Source organism: Pseudoalteromonas sp. D15MCD-2 (genome assembly GCF_038562745.1).
GTDB lineage: Bacteria > Pseudomonadota > Gammaproteobacteria > Enterobacterales > Alteromonadaceae > Pseudoalteromonas.
Genome location: NZ_JBCFQE010000001.1, coordinates 3,443,428 through 3,465,232, shown reverse-complemented (window position 1 = coordinate 3,465,232; position 21,805 = coordinate 3,443,428). Strand labels below are relative to the sequence as shown.

General features: G+C 40.7%; 20 protein-coding genes. 13 read left to right on the top strand and 7 right to left on the bottom strand.

Annotated elements, in window-relative coordinates; translation table 11 throughout:
- Positions 1–20 precede the first annotated feature (20 nt).
- Positions 21–2,516 (bottom strand): alpha/beta hydrolase family protein, encoded by a 2,496-nt coding sequence (locus AADY36_RS15940; protein ID WP_342409216.1) that lies wholly within the window; start codon positions 2,514–2,516, stop codon positions 21–23.
- Positions 2,517–2,660: 144 nt separating this feature from the next.
- Here AADY36_RS15940 and AADY36_RS15935 point away from each other — a divergent pair, with 144 nt between their 5' ends.
- Positions 2,661–3,725, top strand: coding sequence for a hemolysin family protein (locus AADY36_RS15935; protein WP_054563948.1), 1,065 nt, complete (start codon positions 2,661–2,663; stop codon positions 3,723–3,725).
- Here AADY36_RS15935 and AADY36_RS15930 read toward each other — a convergent pair.
- Entirely contained in the window at positions 3,722–4,942 is a 1,221-nt protein-coding gene (locus AADY36_RS15930) for an EAL domain-containing response regulator (RefSeq protein ID WP_054563931.1), read from the bottom strand. The two genes, AADY36_RS15935 and AADY36_RS15930, sit on opposite strands and share 4 nt — an antisense overlap.
- A 175-nt stretch (positions 4,943–5,117) precedes the next feature.
- Between AADY36_RS15930 and AADY36_RS15925 the strand changes: the two genes are divergently transcribed.
- The 7 genes from AADY36_RS15925 (at position 5,118) to AADY36_RS15895 (ending at position 11,006) form a co-directional block, all read left to right on the top strand.
- The gene (locus AADY36_RS15925) at positions 5,118–6,134 is read left to right on the top strand and encodes a metalloprotease (protein WP_342409215.1); all 1,017 of its coding nucleotides are present in this window, start codon (positions 5,118–5,120) and stop codon (positions 6,132–6,134) included.
- 195 nt (positions 6,135–6,329) lie between these two features.
- Positions 6,330–7,574, top strand: coding sequence for an HlyD family efflux transporter periplasmic adaptor subunit (locus AADY36_RS15920; protein ID WP_342409214.1), 1,245 nt, complete (start codon positions 6,330–6,332; stop codon positions 7,572–7,574).
- Between the two features lie 200 nt (positions 7,575–7,774).
- Positions 7,775–7,918, top strand: coding sequence for a class IIb bacteriocin, lactobin A/cerein 7B family (locus tag AADY36_RS15915; RefSeq protein WP_082422993.1), 144 nt, complete (start codon positions 7,775–7,777; stop codon positions 7,916–7,918).
- A 10-nt stretch (positions 7,919–7,928) separates the two neighbouring features.
- A complete protein-coding gene (locus AADY36_RS15910) occupies positions 7,929–8,117 on the top strand; it encodes a hypothetical protein (RefSeq protein ID WP_152968932.1) in 189 nt (62 codons plus the stop codon).
- A 50-nt stretch (positions 8,118–8,167) separates the two neighbouring features.
- A complete protein-coding gene (locus AADY36_RS15905; protein ID WP_152968931.1) occupies positions 8,168–8,551 on the top strand; it encodes a hypothetical protein in 384 nt (127 codons plus the stop codon).
- 26 nt (positions 8,552–8,577) lie between these two features.
- Entirely contained in the window at positions 8,578–10,728 is a 2,151-nt protein-coding gene (locus tag AADY36_RS15900) for a peptidase domain-containing ABC transporter (RefSeq protein WP_342409213.1), read from the top strand.
- Between the two features lie 107 nt (positions 10,729–10,835).
- A complete protein-coding gene (locus AADY36_RS15895; RefSeq protein WP_161936918.1) occupies positions 10,836–11,006 on the top strand; it encodes a hypothetical protein in 171 nt (56 codons plus the stop codon).
- A gap of 540 nt (positions 11,007–11,546) precedes the next feature.
- On the opposite strand, the gene AADY36_RS15890 is transcribed toward AADY36_RS15895, so the two are convergent.
- Positions 11,547–12,860: a short-chain fatty acid transporter gene (locus AADY36_RS15890; protein ID WP_342409212.1), complete on the bottom strand. Its 1,314-nt coding sequence runs from the start codon at positions 12,858–12,860 to the stop codon at positions 11,547–11,549.
- A 115-nt stretch (positions 12,861–12,975) separates the two neighbouring features.
- On the bottom strand, positions 12,976–13,929 hold the full coding sequence (locus AADY36_RS15885; RefSeq protein ID WP_054563928.1) for a chemotaxis protein CheV: 954 nt from the start codon (positions 13,927–13,929) through the stop codon (positions 12,976–12,978).
- Between the two features lie 145 nt (positions 13,930–14,074).
- Here AADY36_RS15885 and AADY36_RS15880 point away from each other — a divergent pair, with 145 nt between their 5' ends.
- Both AADY36_RS15880 and AADY36_RS15875 read left to right on the top strand, forming a co-directional pair.
- The gene (locus AADY36_RS15880; RefSeq protein WP_054563927.1) at positions 14,075–15,139 is read left to right on the top strand and encodes a potassium channel family protein; all 1,065 of its coding nucleotides are present in this window, start codon (positions 14,075–14,077) and stop codon (positions 15,137–15,139) included.
- Positions 15,140–15,182: 43 nt separating this feature from the next.
- Positions 15,183–15,395: a hypothetical protein gene (locus AADY36_RS15875; protein ID WP_054563926.1), complete on the top strand. Its 213-nt coding sequence runs from the start codon at positions 15,183–15,185 to the stop codon at positions 15,393–15,395.
- Between the two features lie 26 nt (positions 15,396–15,421).
- On the opposite strand, the gene AADY36_RS15870 is transcribed toward AADY36_RS15875, so the two are convergent.
- Together AADY36_RS15870 and AADY36_RS15865 are read right to left on the bottom strand one after the other, a co-directional pair.
- On the bottom strand, positions 15,422–16,453 hold the full coding sequence (locus tag AADY36_RS15870; RefSeq protein WP_342409211.1) for a cytosolic protein: 1,032 nt from the start codon (positions 16,451–16,453) through the stop codon (positions 15,422–15,424).
- 85 nt (positions 16,454–16,538) lie between these two features.
- Entirely contained in the window at positions 16,539–17,000 is a 462-nt protein-coding gene (locus AADY36_RS15865) for an EVE domain-containing protein (protein ID WP_342409210.1), read from the bottom strand.
- Positions 17,001–17,079: 79 nt separating this feature from the next.
- On the opposite strand from AADY36_RS15865, the gene tesB reads away from it, so the two are divergent.
- Positions 17,080–17,937 (top strand): acyl-CoA thioesterase II, encoded by an 858-nt coding sequence (gene tesB, locus AADY36_RS15860; protein WP_054552365.1) that lies wholly within the window; start codon positions 17,080–17,082, stop codon positions 17,935–17,937.
- On the opposite strand, the gene plsB is transcribed toward tesB, so the two are convergent.
- Positions 17,934–20,384, bottom strand: coding sequence for a glycerol-3-phosphate 1-O-acyltransferase PlsB (plsB, locus tag AADY36_RS15855; RefSeq protein WP_054563923.1), 2,451 nt, complete (start codon positions 20,382–20,384; stop codon positions 17,934–17,936). The genes tesB and plsB overlap by 4 nt on opposite strands.
- Before the next feature lie 431 nt (positions 20,385–20,815).
- Here plsB and rpsJ point away from each other — a divergent pair, with 431 nt between their 5' ends.
- Both rpsJ and rplC read left to right on the top strand, forming a co-directional pair.
- Entirely contained in the window at positions 20,816–21,127 is a 312-nt protein-coding gene (gene rpsJ, locus AADY36_RS15850) for a 30S ribosomal protein S10 (protein ID WP_002957900.1), read from the top strand.
- Positions 21,128–21,154: 27 nt separating this feature from the next.
- Positions 21,155–21,790, top strand: a complete 636-nt coding sequence (rplC, locus tag AADY36_RS15845; protein WP_036974218.1) for a 50S ribosomal protein L3 — start codon at positions 21,155–21,157, stop codon at positions 21,788–21,790.
- Positions 21,791–21,805 lie beyond the last annotated feature (15 nt).

Below are 21,805 nucleotides of genomic sequence, written 5' to 3'. Positions count from 1 at the left end.
TACTCAGCCAAGTGATTAATCTACTTTTCAGGATAAAGATATTGCCACCATTGTGGCTGATCTTTTAAGTTTTTATCGAAATAAGCCAACATGGTATTCCACCAGTCGAAACGTTTATCTCGAGCAAAAATTTGGTGATCTGCACCTTTGTACTCAATCAGGTCAACATCTTTACCTAATAACTTTAATGCCGTGTACATATTGTGGCTTTCACCAACTGGTACGTTGGTATCCGAATCACCATGAAGGAGTAATAGCGGCGTTGTTACTTTGTCAGCATGAAACACCGGGCTGTGCTGGCTATAAAGTGTAGGATTGTTCCACGGGTAGCTATTTTTAGATGCCTCAGCTGAGTATAAGTAACCCCACCAACCTTGGCCCCAGTACGAGGTGATATTTGAAATTCCAGCATGAGCAATCGATGCACTGAACATATCTGTTTTAGTTGCGAGTAGCATGGTCATAAAGCCACCGTAAGAGGCTCCTAAATTACCTACACGCTTACTATCTACAAAGCTATATTTATCTAAAAAGGCTTTTGTGCCGTCGATGATGTCGTTGGCGGTGTATTCGCCCCATGCGTTGACGTGTTTAGCCGAGAACTCTTGGCCAAAGCCGGTTGCGCCAGTAGGTTGTACAACGTAAACAACATAACCATGCTCAGCCCATAGGTTAAATGGGTAGCGACCGGTAAAACCACGAGTTACTGGCGATGTACCGCCATAATAATAAACCAGCGCAGGATATTGTTTATTGCTATCTAAATCATGCGGTAAATAAACGCGACCCTTAATTTCAATGCCATCCTTATTAGTAAAGTTAAACACTTCCAATGAGGCTACTTGCGTATTTTCATAGCCAATTGGCTTAGAGTCCCACACAGTTTTAGCGCGGCTCTTACCTAAGCTTAGTTGCTTTAACTGCTGAGGTGTTGACGCTGTGGTGCCGGTAACCAAAATGCGCGGGGTGCGTTCGTGTGAATAGCTAACTTGCTCAACAACATCAAAGCCCGTATTCACTTTATTAAAACGCTTTTTGCTTAAGTCGAATTGATAAAGTTGTACAGTATCTTGCTCGGTAACTTTAATCAGTGCATCACCGTTTTTAAGAACGTTTAACTGGCCGATAGCCGGGTTAAACTCTTTACTTAAAGGGGTTGCTTTTTTACCGTCACGGCTGAGTAAATAAAGTTGACCATCATAGTTATTAGCAAGCATCCCTTCAGGAAGATTACGACCTAAGCCATTATTAAAATCTGGTCCGGCAGTGACATAAATTCCGTCGTCAGTATATTTAGCCTGATTAAATGTTTTGTATTGACCAAGTACCGTAAGAGCCGTTGAAGCTAAGTTTAGCTCAACAAGTTCTGTTGCTGGCTGTGGTGAGAGTTGCATAGCTTGTGCTGAGCGGCTCATTAAGACGTGACCGCTTTTAGCGTCAAAATCTTCAAGTGAATGGCTAAGTGGTCCTTGGCTTAAGGTTTTGCTTAGACCTGTTGATATATCGAGTAAATAGACTTGCGATGTAGTACGAGCATAAGACCAACGGTCTTGCAGGCCTTGGTAATGCTTAGTGAGCTTGCCATTATCTGTTGGAGACTTTGACCAACTAAAAATTAAGCTGTTGTTATCAAAAAACTGAAAGCCATTTGCCCCAGAGAGGTTTTTAGCAATGACGCTAAGTTGCATGGTTTTTAGGTTTAAACGCTTAAGCTCGCCATTTAATAAATACACTAAACTTTTGCTATCTGGGCTCCAAGTAATGTTACTTGGTTGGGCTGACTCAAAGCGATAAAGTGTATTGTTTTTTTCGTCTTTAAGTTCAGTAACATATTGCGCTTGATTAGCGCTTGCATCTTCGTAATGACGTTGGCTAGTAATGAAGTAATCGCCATTTGGTGCCATTGAAATATAACTGACTGTTGGCGCATCAAATAATTGCTTAGCAGACAAACCGTGTTGTTGTTTAGCACTAAATTGCACAGCATCTAGTTCTGACTTAGCCGTAAAATCAAGCTCAACCTCATTCCAGTTGGCTACTTGCTCAGTGATGATAACAAACTGATGATCGCCTTGGCTTAAAGCTAGCTCATAGCTTTTATTTTTTTCTGTTTGCTTTTCACCATCAATAAATAGCTGCGCGTTTTCAATGCCTTTAAGTGTTAATGAGCCTTGGCTAAAACGCTCTGTCGAGGCGGTAAATTTGAGTGCTTGCAAACCACCAAGTGTTAGCGCGCTCACTTTGTCGAATGATTGCCAGTCAAGCTCATTACCAAAAACGCGTATGCTATCGGTGCTTTTTTGCAAGCTAGGTAATAGGTTAGCAATAATGGCATCGCGATGATCCGTTTGATATGGCTTAAGTTGCATATCTTCGCCAAGAGGGCCAATAAATTGCACCGCTGATTTATCAATGACATCGGCCATCGCTGTATTACTTAACGCACATAACGCTAATGCACTGAATGTTGTTTTTAGCTTGGCTGATTGGCTTAGCCAAGTAGTTGAAAGTGTCATAGTTTCGCCTGTTGAAGGTAATTTAAACCAATATAGCACGCTGCAAATTACCCAAAAAGTGCTCTGCGTTAGATTGCAGTCGGGTTTGAGCTTGTGGTTTTCAATTGCTATGGTGAGCAGGTTAACTTTTTAAGAGGGCTTACAGTGACATTGTTACTTGTTTATATGTTTGTTGCCATTGCGGTTTCGTTTTTGTGCTCAGTGATGGAGGCGGTACTGTTAAGTATTACGCCCAGTTATGTTGCCATGCTCAGAAAGCAGCAACCGCAGTTAGCAAAACGTGTTGGTAAGCTTAAAGACAATATAGACCAACCTTTAGCTGCAATACTCACGTTAAATACCATAGCGCACACAGCAGGTGCCGCTGGCGTTGGCGCACAAGCTGCAGTGGTGTTCTCTGATGCTGCGGTTGGTGTTGCTTCTGCAATTATGACGCTATTGGTACTAGTGCTCTCTGAAATTATCCCTAAAACATTAGGGGCTAATTATTGGCGAGGATTAACACCCATTGTTAGTGTGAGCCTAATTTGGTTGGTGTTTATTCTAAAACCTTTCGTATGGTTTGCTGATATTCTAACGCGCTTTTTAGGGCGTAATTATGATGAAGCCTACTATATTCGCCAAGAAATTGAAGCCATGGCTGATATTGGTACTGAGTCTGGAGCGCTTGGGCAAGATGAATCTGAAATCATACGCAGCTTGCTGCATTTTCGTCATGCCAAACTCGATACCTTAATGACACCACGTACGGTGCTTTTTAAAGTACATAAAGATTTAACCGTAAACCAATACTTGGCGGAGCATGGTTCTTCTTCGTTCTCTAGAGTATTGGTTTATGACAAAAATGGTGATGATATTATTGGTTTTGTGCATAAAAATGACATTATGCTGGCTTATCACCGTCTGGGTGAAGACTATAAAATTAGCAAGCTTGTTAAGCCTATTTACACCGTACCAGAAACCTTGCATGTGCCGACCTTGCTCGAAACCTTACTATCTGAGCGCACGCATATTTGTTTAGTCGTGGATGAATATGGTGATGTACAAGGTATTGTCACTCTTGAAGATTTAATTGAAGCATTAATGGGGCTCGAAATTGTTGATGAACATGATCAATCAGCCAATATGCAAAAAGTCGCCAAACAGCGTTGGCGACAACGTTTAGCATCGAGTAATACCATCGTTAGTGACGATAAGCGTAAACCTTAGCGGCGATGTCCTGCTGCAGTTTTTACCATTTGCCGCCATGAAAGTGACCAATTTAAAAAGTCTTCTTTGGCTTTCGGGCGGCACAGCAAAAAGCCCTGCATTAAAATAAACTCTTTGTAGCGGTCGAGGTATTCAAGCTCTTCCACGCGTTCAATGCCTTCGGCCACAATAGCAAGATCTTCTTGTATCGCTATATTCACCAAGCTGCTAACAATCACTTGGGAAAACTGATCGGTTTCAATATTGCTAATCAAGGTGCGATCGATCTTAATTTCGGTAAACGGTAGTGTTTTTAGCTGCTGAACATTGGTAAATCCTGTACCAAAATCATCAAGTGAAATACCAAAACCGCGCATTCGTAAACGGTTGAGTGTTTCGAGTTGTGCAGTGCTGCGTAGAGCATACTGTTCGGTAATTTCTAAAATAACTTCACTGGGTGTTAGGTTGTTAAGGTGCAGTATTAAAGCCAGTTTATCTGGGCAGCTTAAGTCCTCGAGCTGCGAAGGAGATAAGTTAAACGCCAGTTTTAAGTTAGGATCAAACTGCTCTTTGATTTCTGCAAAATCGTTAGTGGCTTTTTCAAACAATTGAAAAGTAATAAGGTTTATTAAATCTAGGTCTTCAGCGATACAAATGAAGCGCTCCGGTAAGATAATTTCATCTGCTTGGCTTGTGTTGATACGGGCAAGCACCTCAATACTTTCAACCCGATTATCGTGGCGATTTATCTTAGGTTGATAAAACGGAATAATTTCATTATGACTGATGGCATGTAGTAGCAGTGACTCAGAAATAGGGGTTTTTGTACGCTCAACATGAATAGCAAAGTGCTCAAGCTTTTGCAGTAGTAAATACACTTGATTGAGTTGCACTGGTTTAGTGACGTTACCAATTAAGTGAGCGTTATGTTTACGAGCAAGGTCTGCTGCAAGGTCTATAACTTTAGGATCCATCTCAGAAATAATGGCAATTGCACCTTGGTATTTCATAGCGCCTAAGTGACGAATAAGCTCCATACCATCCATATCTGGCATATTGAGGTCGGTAAAAATAGCATCAAAGAATCGAGGTGCTTTTTTAATTTTTTCTAAAGCTTCTTCTGCACTTAGGCAGGTTGTGATGTGCGGAACCTCAAGCTCATTCAAAATGGCATGCATAACAATCAGGATGGCTTTTGAGTCATCCACTACGAGAATGTGTCTATTTGACTTCACCATATTCACTCCATGAACAAGAACGCTATAGTTAAAAGTAGTAGATAAACGATGTTTCGTCATGTTTTTTGCTTGTTTTGTGGTGCGAAAAGTATACCTCCTTGTACCTAAAGGAAATTCGTAATTTTGTAAGGCCTCAGTATAATAGCCGCACTTTTTATTCGTATTTATAAGAACTATGGTCAGACTTCAGCTGAGCCTCGCAGACGAAACCTTTATTTTGCATTTAAACGGCTCACAGTTAATTCAGCTTTTTCATCAACAACAAGCAATTGCCTTCGATAATCCAGAGTCAGATCTTTATGAGTTTGATTTTCGGGGGCAGCGTATTGGCCTTGATACTAGTAAAGTGCAGGAAAAAAGCTTAGCAATCTTTGTTAACCAGCAGCGGGTGAGCCAACTTGCTTTACCTGAGTTACAAGAAGCTGAACCAAAACGCGGCATTATTGGTTTGCTGGCACTGGGCTTTAAATTATTCAAAAGTGCAAAAGTCGTCAAAGCGGCTTTAGCGGGTGCTTCGGTGGCAGGCTATGCGTGGTTATTTTCCATTGAATTTGCCTTGATGCTAATTGCTTGCTTGGTGGTGCATGAATATGGTCATGTGCGCGCTATGAAATATTTTGGCATTAAAACTAAAGGTATTTACCTTATTCCCTTTGTCGGTGGTTTGGCTGTTTCTGATGATAAAATTACCACCCGGTGGCAAGACGTGGTGATCTCACTCATGGGGCCCGCTTTTGGCTTAATTACCTCAGTGCTGGGAGTGGTGCTTTACTACGCCACAGAAATGGAAATATTCGCCGGTGTGGCAGTACTTAGTGCACTGTTAAACCTATTTAACTTGTTACCTATTCTGCCCTTAGATGGCGGCCATGTACTTAAAAGCATTAGTTTTTCGATGCGTTCATGGATAGGCCTTAGTGTGTGTTTATTAGGCGTGTTATTTGGCTTGTGGTTAAGCTATACCTTCGGCTTGATGCTACTGGTGTTTTTCTTATTTGTAGGAGCACTTGAGATTATCTTTGAGTGGCGCGGACGTCACTACTCACACCTCATCCCTCTCGATACTTATGGACAAGGTTTTTCAGCGGTAATGTACGCACTGGTTGTTGCAGCTCACGTTGCGGTGATGATGCATTTTGCTGACTCAGAAAGCCCAATCCTCAGCTTGCCAATGAAGATTTTAGCAAGTTAATTAATATTTAAGCACTAAGTTATATTCAGCTTGGTGCTTAAATTTAATTAATGTATTTTAATTAATTTTCCACTTTATTTTAGTAATTAAACCTTTAATTTGTGCTTTGTTTTATTTTTAGGAAAATTCTGATTTACAAAAATTAGAATGTCCCGCTAATTTTAAATTCAAGAGATATAGCAAAAGGATTTTGTTATGAGCTTGTTTAGAAAGGAAGCGATTGCACAACAAAGTGAACGTTTAACTGGCGTAATCACTTTAGCGCAACCATTATCGATTAAATTAACTGTTGCAACCCTAAGCTCAGTTGCTGCTGCGGTTATAGTATTTCTTTTTACAGCAGAATATTCCCGCAAAGAAACCGTACGTGGTTTTCTCATGCCTAGTAAAGGCGTCATTCAAAGTTTTGCTAATCAAGGCGGAACAATTGAAAAACTTCATGTAAAAGAAGGTGACTCTGTCATTAAAGGACAAGCACTTGCTTCAATTGTTGTTCAGCAAAATGATAGTCAAGGTTTAGATCTCAGTTCACAGTTAGTTGAACAATTAACAGAGCAAATTAAACTTTTGAATCATGAGGTTATGCAAACGAAAGTGTTGCAAAAACAAGAAATACTAAACCTTGAAGCACAGCAAACGCTTTTAAATGAAGAAAAGCTTGCACTACAAAGTCAATTAACACTCGCAGATGAAAAGCTTGACCTATTGCAAAGTCAACAAGCTAATTTCAACCAGCTTAATAAGAGTGGCTATTTATCGAATATAGAACGTGAGCAGCAACAACAAGCTTTACTCGATGTTAAGCAAGAAAAGCAAAACTTAGCTCGAATACTGATGCAGCAAAATAATCAACTGAGTCAATTACGCTTTAATCTTGCTAACGTTCCACAACAATATGCACTTCGCATCAGTAACTTAAAACGAGAAATTTCAGATACACAAAACCAACTATCGCAGTTAAAAAGCAACTATAGCTACACAATTACGGCTAGCAATAATGGTGTTGTTACAGGCATCCAAGTAGTCGAAGGAGAGGTGTTAAGCCAAGCAAAGCTTTTACTGCATATTATACCTGAGGGTTCTGAGTTAGTTGCTGAATTACTATTACCAACGCGCTCCGCAGGGTTTATAGAAATAGGCAACGAAACTCGGTTACGTTTTGATGCCTTTCCATATCAACGCTTTGGTTTTATCAATAGCACAATTAGCCGCATTGATAAGGCACTTATTACACCAAACGAAGTGCGGTTACCTATTACATTGCAAGAGCCAGTATATCGACTTAGGGCTACCTTAAATCAGCAGCAAATGTCTGCGTATGGAAAGGCCTTTGAGTTAAAAAGCGGCATGTTGTTTGAGGCAGACATAATGTTAGAACAGCGCACATTAATTGAGTGGTTACTAGAGCCACTGTACAGCCTCAAAGGGCGTGTGAGTTAAGTCAATTAAATTTGAAAGTTTTGGTGGTTTGCTAAATGCAAATTACTAAAAAAGCGGCCAGCTTTAGTTAACTTTAGCGAGCAGCTAAAGCTAGCCTATTAACAACCTATTTTGCCTATATTTTTATATTGCAAAATAAATAATCAACATTTGCTGAGTATAGATATAAATAATCAGCTATACAAATTTGGAGCATAGATATGCGCGAATTAAATGTAAATGAAATTAAAGAAGTTAGTGGGGGACCATTACCTCTATTTGTTGCTATAGCGGTATACGGGGAGGTAGCGTGTTTTGCTGCAATTATAAGTGGTATAGGAACCTATAATGCGCTTAGAAAGTAAGGAAAATAAAATGAGAGAATTAACCAATAATGAAATACAAGAAGTAAATGGTGGTCCCTTACCAGTGATCATTGCTGGCTTATATGCTAGCTCGTCTATCACTGCTGGTGGTTTAGCTACTGCTCTTGGAATTGGGGCTGGCTTTGGTGCAATAGTGGGCGGTATAGCAGCCATTTACCATAATGCTTCTGAGAAATAAAACGAAAGGGATAGAAGGGAAGTAATTCCCTTCTTTTTTTGAAAATGAAATTGTCTGCAATAGTATCAATATTTGCAATGTGTTTTCTAATAGTTTTGGGGTCTACATATGTAATTATAAGAGACGTTAATTTATTGCTTCGTGATGCTGTAATTTCTTACGGTGAATTAGCTTTCTTTACTGTAGTTCTCGGTTTTTCTTTAGCTATTCTAACGGGGATATACAAAAATAAAAAATGGGCATTATATGTTTTTATCTCATTAGTTTTTTTCATGGGAGGGAATTTTATTATGTTAAGAATAAATCTTAATGGAAGTTTGGAATTAATTGATTTTTGGATTGTTATTTGTACTTTAGGTGTGTCTGGGATAGTAATGCGAGTTGTGCAGGGGTTAGACTCAGAGGTTATCTTCTCAAAAAATGAGCTTGATTAATAAACAGTATTTTGACTGAGGTTACTATGAACTCTGTAAATGGATTTATAACATTTTCTCTCTCAAAAAGAGTACCTGTAATTATCCAATCCGAAATAGCTGAATGTGGTCTCGCCTCTATGGCCATGGTGGCATGCTCTCACGGTCACAAGCTTGATATGCCTGCAATGCGAAAGCGCTTTTCGGCTAACCTAAAGGGGATGAATTTACAGCAGCTAATTGAGCTGGGGGATAGCTTAGGATTAGCGAGTCGTGCGTTACAGTGCCCGCTTGAAGAGGCGCATAAATTACAAACGCCGTGTATTTTACATTGGGATATGAATCACTTTGTGGTATTGACCAAAGTTTCAGGTAAAGGTGCAAAGGCTAAGCTTGCCATAAACGACCCTGCTGTAGGTAAACGCAATTTAAATAGTGATGAGTTTAGTAAGCACTTTACCGGTATTTGTTTGGAGCTCACGCCAACCAGTAAGTTTGAAGCTAAACAAGAACAGGCACGAATGAGGTTTAGTCAGCTTTGGAGTGCTGTTACTGGTCTAAAAACTGGCTTAATTAAATTAGTTGCGCTGTCGTTAGTTTTACAGCTATTTGCACTGATGACACCCTATTATATGCAGTGGGTCGTGGATGAAGTGCTGGTGAGCTTTGATGAGTCTTTGCTCACAGTGCTTGCGCTAGGCTTTGCATTCATTGCGATCATTTCAGTTATTACTAATGCAGTGCGGAGTTGGTTGATTTTAAGGCTTTCGAGTCTGCTAAACATGCAAATGGGGGTTAATCTATTACGTCATTTACTGCGTCTTCCAATGAACTACTTTGAATCCCGCCACATTGGCGATATTGTTTCCCGTTTTGGCTCACTAGCACAAATACGTGAGCGTATAACCACAGGGTTTGTAGAAACATTTGTTGATGGCGTTATGGCTATCACCGTATTGATTATGATGTTGATTTATTCACTTAAGTTGACAGCTGTTGTTGTAGGCGCAATTACCCTTTATACGCTTGTACGCTTAGTGTTGTATCGACCACTGCATCAAGCCACAGAAGAAATGATTCAAAACTCCGCTAAAGAGCAATCAAACTTTTTAGAAAACATTCGTGGTATGCAAACAATTAAATTGTTTGGTAATGAAGCGCAGCGCCAAGGTATTTGGCAAAACCGTTATGCTGAAGTAATAAATAGTGAAATACGTTTAGGGCGATTAAATATTAGTTTTGAGTCTTTTAATAAACTACTGTTTGGTCTTGAGAATGTAGTGGTTATTTACCTTGCTGCACTTTTGGTTATGAGTAATAGCTTATCTGTCGGTATGGTGTTGGCATTTATAGCCTATAAAAATCAGCTAACAAGTCGCTTTGCAAATTTCATCGAGCAAATTATTCAATTTAAAATGATGAGCTTACACCTTGACCGTATCGCTGATATTGCGCTTACTAAGCAAGAAGCGAATCGCGATGGCGACTTGGCCTACAGAGGGAGTAACGACAATAAAGTGAAAGGTCAGCTTAGCCTTAAAAATATCAGTTTTAGTTATAGAGATGACCAAGCACCTATTTTAAAAGATATAAATTTAACGCTAAATTCAGGCGAGTCTATTGCTATTACTGGCCCATCTGGCGCGGGTAAAACGACGTTAATGAAAATTATGTTGGGTTTATTACAACCCACATCAGGCAAAGTGTTACTTGATGGCGTGGATATTACCCAACTTGGCCTTAAAAATTACCGCAAACAAATAGCCGCAGTAATGCAAGATGACACGCTATTAGCTGGCTCAATCGCCGATAATATTAGTTTCTTTGATCCACAACCTAATTACTTAAAAATAGAACAGTGCGCTCGCCATGCAGCAATTCATAGTGATATTACTAAAATGACTATGGGTTATAATTCATTAGTGGGCGATATGGGTTCTAATTTATCCGGCGGACAACTTCAACGGTTATTACTTGCCAGAGCGCTGTACCAATCTCCCTGCGTCCTATTTTTGGATGAAGCAACGAGTCATTTAGATCAAGAGAACGAAGCAAAAATCAGTGAGCAAATTAAGCACCTAGAGATGACGCGAATAATGATTGCTCACAGGCAAGAGACTATCAATATGGCTGATAAAGTGTTTGAGTTACAAGGTGGAGCTTTAACAAGTACAGTAGCTCAAAATGAAACTGCGTAATCGAATGTGATTTTAGTAGCTTGTATTTTACAAGCTACTAAAGCAAAGGCTAGGCACGTTAAATTTTGTCGGAAAACGGCCTAACCTATTAACAATCCGGCAAAAAAATGCGAATACATGGAGAGTATATTATGCGTGAATTAACCACAATTGAAATTGAACTGGTTATTGGTGGAGTGCTATCGAATACAACAGTTAATGAAGGAGACTTTGAAAGGAAAGATAGGCCTGGGTTTGGCATGCCACACTTGCCTGTACCAACAGAAACTGATGATTGAGTTATTTTTTAGATAAGGAGTAATGTTCTCCTTATCTAAATATCATTTAAAGAATAGTAACCTGGTTAGTAACTATTACATGCTTAAGTGAGTAGCTTTTATTACGCGCTTATTTTTATGCTGAAATGACTAGATAAGTTTGCTCTACTATTAGCTATTGAAAGTTCTGTTTATGAAACAATTTTTATTAATTTTCTTTATCACTTACATCATAACCAGAGTTGCTTTTTTTACTTTTGATTTTTCTATTTCAAAAAGTAGTAGCTTGGTAGATTATTTTATCGATATATCTGCGTTCATTTTAGTGTACTTCGTTGTTTATAAGATCGTTTGTTTTGTTTTAAAAAGAGATAAAAGAAGCGAGAGCAGAGATTCTAACTTTAAGTGATAGACTGTTGTTTTGGTAGAATGAAGCACTGATTCGGCGGTGATTGCAGACCGAATTTGAGTTTTGGTTACCTTTGGTAAACAAACCGTTTTGAAGAGGGACTCTCGCTATGAGCTTTTGCCCCTCTCTAATAGGTGATGTTTATAAAGCTTTTAAGGATAAAAGCTTAGCATTAACGATATAAACACGCCGGTGATGATCAGCTGCACAAGGCAAAAGCCCATGATGTCTTTTGCTTTTAAGCCGGCAATAGCAAGTACGGGGAGTGCCCAGAACGGCTGAATAAGGTTAGTCCAAGCATCGCCCCATGCGACAGCCATAGCCACCCGTGGCATATCCGCGCCAAGTGTTTGTGCTGCAGGAATGACAATCGGCGCTTGCACTGCCCATTGGCCGCCGCCTGACGGCACAAATATATTCACAAATCCTGCGCTTAAAAAGCTCCAAAATGGCAGCGTTTCGGCTGTTGCAATGGCAATAAATCCTTCCGATATTTGTTGAGCAAGTCCCGTTTTTACCATAATGGCCATGATCCCCGCATAAAAGGGAAATTGAATCACAATACCAGCGCCACTAGGGATTGCTTGCTGTAAGCTGCTAAGTAAATTATGCGGTGTTTGATGCAGTAAAATTGCGCTAAATAAGAAAATAGCGATCACGCTATTTAAGTTTAAGCCGCCTCCGTTTAGCACAAAGTAATAAAATAAATAGGCAAGACCAAAGGCACCTATCCCCATACCAAGCAAACGACTATGTTCAATTACTTCGGCAGGGCGGGTAGGTGTATCTGCTTGCTTTGATTCATCTTCAAGCTTTGCGGAGTCAACATAAACGCTGTCTTTTTCGCTCGGCAACATATAGCGATTTACCAGCGGCATGATAATAAACAAGCCCACAACAATAGCGATATTAAATGCAGAAAAAATTGTGTTTTCGGTACCTATTACCCCAATGCTTTGCTCTGCAAAATGGCCATCGGTTGCGATTGTCAGCGGCACTGAACCGGCTAAGCCGCCATGCCAAACAATAAAACCTGAATAGGCACTGGCCACTAACAAACGGTAATCAACGCGGGTATGTTTCGCAATTGCTTTGGCGAACAAAGCGCCAATCACTAAACCAAAGCCCCAATTTAGCCAGCTAGCCAATAAAGACACGAGTGTAACGAGTATGATCGCTTTAGCAGGGCTGTTGGCGAGAGTTGCCAATTTGTTGAGTATACTGCGCATCACCGGGGTACTCGCTAGCATGTAGCCCGTTAGCAGTACTAGCAGCATTTGCATGGCAAATTGTAATAGGTTCCAAAATCCACCACCCCAAGCCGCGAGCACTTGCGTGGGCGTTGACGGCGTAAAGAGGCTCGCAACGATAAAGCTCAGCAAGGTGAGTAATATAACAAATACAAACGGGTCGGGTAGATAACGCTCTACTAGTTTAGTGAATGGTTTAGCAACGCGATTTAGCATAGTTTTTATTGTTGTCGTCGAATCGATAATGCCAATAAATCATGATTAACGATGATTGGCAAATTGCGACGTCGTTGCTTTAGCTTATGCCTTTAAAAACTGATGCTAAATGCGCTTACTGTGAATCTTGCTCTAGCACGGCTTTTAAGCGGGCTTGAACTTCTTCTACTAATAGTATTGGCTGGAACTTTGATAAGAAGGCATTACAGCCAACCTTCTCAACTAAAGCTTGGTTAAAGCTACCACTCAAAGATGTATTAAGCACAATATGTAGGTTCTTCATTCGGCTGTCGTTACGAATTTCGTGTGTTAAACGGTAGCCATCCATTGCTGGCATTTCAGCATCGGTGATCACCATGAGTAGCTCTTTCTCAACATCTTTGCCTTGATCAGCCCAGCCTTTTAGCATTTCGAGTGCTTCAAGTCCGTTACGAGCAGGTATGATTTCGATGCCAAGTTGCGACAAGGTATCGCTTACTTGCTTACGAGCAGTTGGCGAATCATCGGCGTGAAGGATTTTGCGGCCTGCAAACTCGTTCACGATGCTTTTGTCTAGAATGTCTTCAGATATTTGAACTTCGTACTCAACGATTTCGGCGAGCACTTTTTCTACATCTATAATTTCAACAAGCTGCTCTTGGCCATCGCGTTTTACTTTAGTTAAGGCTGTTAGGTAATGATTTTTACCAATTGCCGTTGGCGGCGGCATAATATCTGACCATGTCATATTGATGATTTGATCAACTTTACCAATTAAAAAGCCTTGCACGGTACGATTGTACTCGGTGATAACGAGGTTTGTATCTTCGATGTGTTTAGCTTCAGGCATGTTTATCGCTTTGCGCAAATCAATCACCGGAATTGATTCGCCACGAATATTTACAACCCCAGAAACTTTAGGGTGGGCGTGGGGAATTTTGCTAATTTGCGGTAACTTCACCACTTCTTTAACTTTAAACACATTGAGAGCGAATAAGTGGCGACTGTGTAGGTAAAATAGTAAAAGCTCTAAGCGGTTTTCACCGACCAGTTGCGTACGCTTATCGACGGAAGCAAGAACACCTGACATATTTCACCCTAAACACCTAATACAGAGATAGTATAGTCTACTATCATTTTTCATCGACATGCATTAGTAATTTTCCATCAGTTGCCAAAGAGCAAGCATTACAGTACCGTATCGATAATTTCTTCCACTATAAATCGCAAGGATTATGCATCATATATTTAATCGTTTAGTGGTACTTATTCGCAGTCACATTGATCAAGTAAGTTGGCAGGCTGTGGTATTTACTACGCTTTTGCATATGCTACTTATTTGGTGGCTGCTTATGCTTGCAGGAGAGCAAGCGCTCACACCACTTAGTACTTATTTTTATTATTATGTAGTAACTACATCTACAGTTGGCTATGGCGATTTTAGCGCGAGCACTGAGCTTGGCCGTTGGATTGTCGCATTACTGCAAATACCTTTTGGTTTAGCATTATTTGGCGTTCTGTTAGGAAAAACAGGGCAAACAGTAACTTATTTAATTAGGCGCGCTATGACGGGTGATAAAAGCTTCGCACATATAAACAATCACATTATTATTTTTGGTTGGCATGATACACGTACTAAAAAGATGGTTGACTATATCTTGGCCGATCATAAACGCTTAGATCGTCGTATTTTATTGGCGGTTACTGAGCAAATGGAACATCCGTTTTTAGCAAATCCTATGGTTGATTTTGCTCGTCTAAGTAGCTTTACTGACCTAGATGAGTTGAAAAGAATTGCCATTGATCGCGCCGACAAAATTATTATTGATGGCCAAGACGATGACCAAACGTTTACAACAGCCCTGCGCATTAGCAAGTTGGTCAATGAACAGTGCCACATTAGCGCGCACTTTACTGATGAAACTAAAATCGAAATGCTACATGAGCATTGCCACAATGTAGAATGTAGCAGTGCTAAGTCAGCCGAGATATTAGTGCGCTCAATGCAAGACCCAGGTTCAAGCCGTGTGCAAGAAGAGCTGTTATCGACACTACATGGGGATACTCAATTTAGTTTACCAATTCCAAAAGGCGTGCAAGCAATGGAGTTTGGCAAGCTGTTTCATCACTTTAAATATAGTCACGATGCTATACTGCTGGGTGTAGCACATAATTTGAGTGCAAAAAATATGGACTTAAACCCGCCACTTGATTATGTAGTAAGTGAGGGAGATATTTTGCATTATATTGCTGCGGAGCGTGTTTTGAGTGACGAAGTTGATTGGTCTGCGTTGGTATAGTACCAATCCGCAATAATACTTTTAATTAAGCGAATTGGTATTTATGAACGAAGTTGTGTTTTTAATTATTGTACTCAGTGCCTACATTTTACCTGTGGTCATTGTGCTCAATAGTAAACGCACTCAAGGCCACGAAAAGAATGCTTGGTTAATCGGTATCATCTTCTTTTCGTGGTTAGCTTTAGTAATGTATTTAACAATCATCCCTAAACACGGGCGGGTCAAAAAACACCGTAAAGTAAAACCTAAGGGTTAACTTACCTCAAGCTGACAGCAGCTGTATCATTTCAACTGTTTTAGTTTATGGTCTATCACAGGATCATCGGGTGAGAGTTGCTGCGCTACTTCTAAGACCTTTATTGCATCGTTTGGGTGCTCATCTTGGTGTTTGATTGCAACATCAATCAGCGGTTGCACATCAATCGCATCTTTTTGCTCTTGCATGTGCTCGGCTTTTTCTTCAGCTAAAATTGTATGCGCGGTGCTCAGTAAGGCTAAACGATGTGGCGAACTCTTGTTTGCCTTATTTAGACGACGATAATAATCTTCTTTAAAGCGCAGCGTTTTGGTTTGCTGGCGGAATTGGGCTATATCAACTTGCTGGTGGCTAATAAAATCAAAAGCAACATCTTTATAAAAACCAAACTTATTTAAATATGTTGCATGAACACTATGGCCCATACCAAACACGCGTAAGTGGGTTAGTTGTGGGTAACGTTTAGCATGAGCTCGGTCGATGCGATTCGTTGGGTCGTAAATAATATAACCCTTTGCATGGCCTAAATCTAAATCGTGGTAGTCACCGTTCCAATCAAATTTTTGCGCGATGTCGGTACTTGAACGATCATCCCATGGCGCTTTTTCTTTGTTTTTTGTGCTAACTGGGTGAAAGAGTAAAACCTTGTCTAGCTTTAATAGATTGGCAAAGGCGCCAACGGCAAAGCCTCCTCGACTCAAACCATAACCTAATCGCTCTTTAAATCCACTAATCAGTGGTGCTAGCTGTTCAATAAAAAACAACAGATTACGGTGCCTAAACCAGTTGCTAATGCCTAAATGTTGAAAGGCGATGATATTCACATCCTGCTTTTTCGCGAGCTTATAAGCCCAAGGCGAAAAATCATCATTGATATCATGTTCTTGATAATTTGTTCCAGCAGGAGAGAAGGTAATTAGCAGGGGCTTATTGGCATCAATGATATGGTATTTCACATAAACATCACCGAGCAAATCACCACCAGTCATAGGAACAAGGCTTTGTTGCTCATCGCGTGGGAGATTGGTCCATTCCTCTAACCAATACAATAATTTCATACATCCCCCACGTTACCTCTAAAATAAAGGGGCAAAATTATAGCAAAAATAGCAGCTCATTAAAAATGGCCGCTAGTTTATATGCTTAGCCCTCGCTCATTGCGATGATCTGTTGCCAGTCATGTTCGGTGACAGGCATTACTGACAATCGACCACCTTTTTTAAGGGCGATTTCGGTAATTGACTCATTGGCTTTAATCGCCTGCAGGCTAACTAGCTTTTTAAGGTGTGATTGATATTGCACATCGACCACAAACCAGCGCGGGTTATCAGCAGTTGCTTTGGCATCGTAGTAATCGCTATTTAAATCAAACTGTGTTGGGTCGGCATAGGCTTCGCGAGTCACCGTAGCGATACCTGCAACACCCACCTGTTTACAACTTGAATGATAAATCATTACCAAGTCACCTTGCTTGATACCATCGCGCAGAAAGTTGCGGGCTTGATAATTACGCACGCCATCCCACATAGAGGTTTGCTCAGGTGCGTTTTTTAGATCATCAATTGAAAATGCATCGGGTTCGGTTTTAAAAAGCCAATAAGTCATAATAAGGTGCTCTTACAAAGATTTACTTCCAATTAGTCTATAGTATCATTAAACGCTTGTCGGGATTGAGGATAAATAAATGAGCCAAGTATTAGATGACCTACTGTCATTAATGTCGTTAGAAGAGATTGAGCAAGGCTTGTATCGCGGGCAAAGCCAAGATTTAGGATTTAGAGCTGTATTCGGTGGCCAAGTAATGGGCCAAGCTCTATCTGCCGCAAAAGAAACATTACCACAAGGGCGTATTGTTCACTCTTTACACTCTTACTTTTTGCGCCCAGGTGATGCTGCAAAGCCGATTGTCTATGATGTAGAGAATATCCGTGATGGTAAAAGTTTTAGTACTCGCCGTGTAAAAGCAATTCAATATGGTAAGCCGATTTTTTACATGACCGCTTCTTTCCAAGGTGAAGAAGAAGGCTTATCACACCAAGCGCAGATGCCTGATGTACCACAGCCTGAAGAACTAAAGTCATCGCTTGAATTTTACCAAGCAAATGCAGAGCTTATTCCTGAACCAATTCGAAATAAGTTCATCCGTGAAGTGCCAATTGAAATGCGTCCTGTGACCTTTCATAACCCATTCAAACCACAAGTAATGGAGCCCGTTAAGCATATTTGGTTTAAAGCTAATGGTGAGATGCCTGACGATCAGCGCATTCATAATTACTTACTTGCGTACGCATCTGACTTTGAATTTTTACCAACTGCATTACAGCCGCACGGGGTATCGTTTATGCAGCCGAATATGCAGGTTGCAACGATTGACCATGCAATGTGGTTTCACCGTCCGTTTAGACTAGACGATTGGATTTTATATTCGATTGATAGCCCAAGTGCGAGCTCTGGTCGTGGTTTGGTGCGAGGTCAGTTCTTTGACCGTCAAGGCAATTTGGTTGCCTCAACGATCCAAGAAGGGGTCATGCGTCAGCGTTAATCTTTTATGTGCTGAGCTTGGCTTTGCACTATATCGTCAATTGACTGCCAGACCCGTGCTGGCAGCAATGCTTTAAGATATAAATACACTTCACACAGCTCATTGCTGCCCGTTAAGCCTTGCTCTGTTTCGGTAATTAGCTTTTGCTCTCGCAAGCTTGAAATAAAACCAATAAGTACTTTTTTGTCGAAGAACTCAGGGGTTTTAATGCCGTGCAAGGTGCCTAAGCGCTCTGCTAACACTTGGCTTTCATGTTCAAGTTCTTCACGCTCAATACCACTGCTAGTTTGAATAAAACCAACCACGATAGCGTAGCGTTGTAGTGTTAAGCTTAGGGCACGACCGAGCATTTCGAGTTTCGCTAAGCAGTCGTTGCTGTTAGTGATCTTGATATTATCGCCATCAATTTCAATCAGGTCTTGATCAACGAAGCTTGCGAGTACGCGAGTAATGTAGTTTTCATCTAACTCATGCAAGAACCACTCTTTGGCAAACAACGGGTAAAAACGTGCAATCAAGGCTTGGCAATCAGCCATGGTAGTTTGATGTGCTTTGAATAAATGCAGCGCCAATAAGCTCGGTACTGCAAATAAGTGCAACACGTTATTACGGTAGTAGTTGAACAGTGTTTTTTCTTTATCGTTAATCGCGATAATTTCGCCAAACTCGTCACTGATCACATCAAACTTATTAAGTTTAAGTGCATGCTCTAATAGCTGCTCGGCGCTTTCGTCTGGTGTGGTCACCTTTTCACTGTAGCTTGCGCTACGTTGTAAATGTAAATAAAACTCAAGCTGAGCAATCAGCTTAGGTTTACTTAGCGCGTGTTTATCATTTACCAGTAATATCATCGCAAGTAGATTCACTGCATTGAGTGCAGCGGCGCTATTAATATTAACCATTACCTTATCAGCGAGGTTAGCGACTTGTGGTCCAAGCCATTGTGGTTTCTGAACATCAGTTGGGTGAATCGACTCTCGCCAATCAGGTTGTTGATCATTGAGATATTGGTTTATCGATATAGGGTCGCCAAAGTTTAAATAACCACGACCATAGTTTTTAAGGTTTTTAATTGCCTTAAAGATACCTAATACCGACTCACCTTTTTTATCGTTACCGGCAAGCTCTTTTAAGTAAGTATTAATTTCCATTACGTGCTCATAACCAATGTATACAGGCACAATTGAAATAGGGCGGTCTATGCCACGTAACATGGCTTGTAATGTCATGGCGAGCATACCTGTTTTTGGCGGTAACAACCGACCAGTACGGCTACGACCACCTTCAGTGTAAAACTTTACTGAATAGCCTTTGATAAATAACTGGCTCAGGTACTCTTTAAATACTGACGAATACAATTTATTGCCCGCGAATGAGCGGCGAATAAAGAAAGCACCACTGCGACGGAAAATCCCTCCTGCCGGGAAGAAGTTTAAGTTAATACCCGCAGCGATATGTGGCGGAACTAACCCTAAATGGTAAATAGAATAGGTCAGCAATAAGTAATCCATATGCGATCGGTGACATGGCATATAGATAATTTCGTGGCCTTTATCTGTAAGCTCATGCACCTGCTCAGAAAACTTAATATCAATCCCGTTATAAAGCTTATTCCACAGCCAAGTTAAAATACGGTCTGCAACACGAATGGTGGCATCGCTATAATTGGCGGCAATCTCATCAAGTAGCTTTAGCGCATTTTGGCGAGCTTGCTCTTGGCTGATGTTTTTTTCTTTCGCTTCTATTTGAATTGCTTTTTTTATTGTTGGTGAGGCAAGTAGCGAATTAAATAGCTGCTCACGTGATGGCATTTTCGGGCCTGTCGCTGCCAATTTTTGACGACGAAAGTGCACGCGGGCTACACGTAATAGTTTATGCGGTAGCTCATCAACCTCAGCTTTTTCATTGACCAATAACGATAAATCGAGCGGCTGACTAAAGCGAATAAAGTTATCGCGCCCAGAAAATAGCAACACAAAGAATTTACGAAACCAGCTAGGTGTTAATGAATGAGACACCAAAGTACCTAAACCTGGCTTTTCTTTACCCGGATTACGACCCCATAAAATCGTCACCGGGATCACTTGGACGTTTTTCTCACCTGATTGCATCAGGTGGTCAATAATTTGTTTGCCTTGCTGCAGGGCATTGCTTGGTTTGCTTTTATTACCAAATAGCGGTGGTGGGTTTTGAATACCGATAAAGCGATCAAGTTCTGCATTACCTAATAACTGCTCTTCGGTCGGGTTAGGTAAGCCGTATTTTTTACATACCCTTGCCAGTGCAGCTAAATCAGAGCGTGCATTTAGCCTAACAATATAAAAAGTAGGGTTGGCCGGGTTTAGGTTATATTGTTCAATCGGATTCTCTGGCAACACCTTACTTTTTACAAACAAGCGGTTCATACCGGCAGAAATGAAATTTAAACAACGATTAATGATACGCATCAACTCACCAAAGTTATTAGTAGATATTAAATAGACCGAGTCTGGTCAAAAATAAGCGGCATAGAATAACAATTATTAACTGGACTGACCATTTAAAAGCGATTTTCTAGCCTCTTTACTCGCACAAGTATAATTTAAAGACGCTAATGTTATTGATAAAGTTCGAAAATTAAACAAAATTTAATTTAGACCTTTGAGATTTTCAAAATAGTTGTTGCATTTATCACCAATCTATCTATAATACGCAGGCTTTCAAAATTCCCTCGGGAACTTGGAAGGAAAGATTAAGCTTGGATTTCAAGCTAATAAACAGGAATTCCGATTTGGAATTCATCGTAGATATATGAAAGCAGCCGACATCTTAGTTATTAAGATTGTTTCGGTCGTTTTTTTATGCTCTTTTTAAATGCTCTTTATATTGAGGTTTAAGAATGTCAAATCAACGCATTCGTATTCGCCTAAAAGCTTTTGACCACCGTTTGATTGACCAATCAACGGCGGAAATCGTGGAAACTGCGAAACGCACTGGCGCACAAGTACGTGGTCCAATCCCACTACCTACACGCTTTGAACGTTTTACTGTACTAACTTCACCGCACGTTAACAAAGACGCGCGTGATCAGTACGAAATCCGCACCCATAAACGTCTGATCGACATCGTAGAACCAACTGACAAGACTGTTGACGCTCTAATGCGTTTAGATCTTGCTGCTGGTGTTGATGTTCAAATCAGCCTGGGTTAATCGGAAGATTAGAGAGGTTTTAGGAAAATGGCATTAGGTCTAGTCGGTCGTAAAGTGGGTATGACACGTATCTTCACTGAAGATGGTGTATCTATCCCTGTGACAGTTATCGAAGCGACACCTAACCGCATTGCTCAGATCAAATCTGAAGCAACTGACGGTTATAACGCGCTTCAAGTAACCGCAGGCACTAAAAAAGCAAGCCGTGTAAACAAAGCTGCAGCGGGTCACTTCGCTAAAGCTGGTGTTGAAGCGGGTCGCGGTCTGTGGGAATTCCGCCTAAATGGTGGTGAAGGCGATTTTGAAGTAGGCGCTGAGCTTACTGTTGAATTATTCAACGAAATCAACAAAGTTGACGTAACCGGTACTTCTAAAGGTAAAGGTTTCCAAGGTGGTGTTAAGCGCTGGAACTTCAGCATGCAAGACGCTACTCACGGTAACTCTCTATCTCACCGTGCTCCTGGTTCAATCGGTCAAAACCAATCACCTGGTAAGGTGTTTAAAGGTAAGAAAATGGCCGGTCACATGGGTGCTGAGCGTGTAACGACTCAAAACTTAGAACTAGTTCGCGTTGACGCTGAGCGTAACTTGCTTTTAGTTAAAGGTGCAGTACCTGGCGCTATCGGCGGTGACGTTATCGTTAAACCAGCTGTTAAAGCATAAGTCCTGGAGATTTAG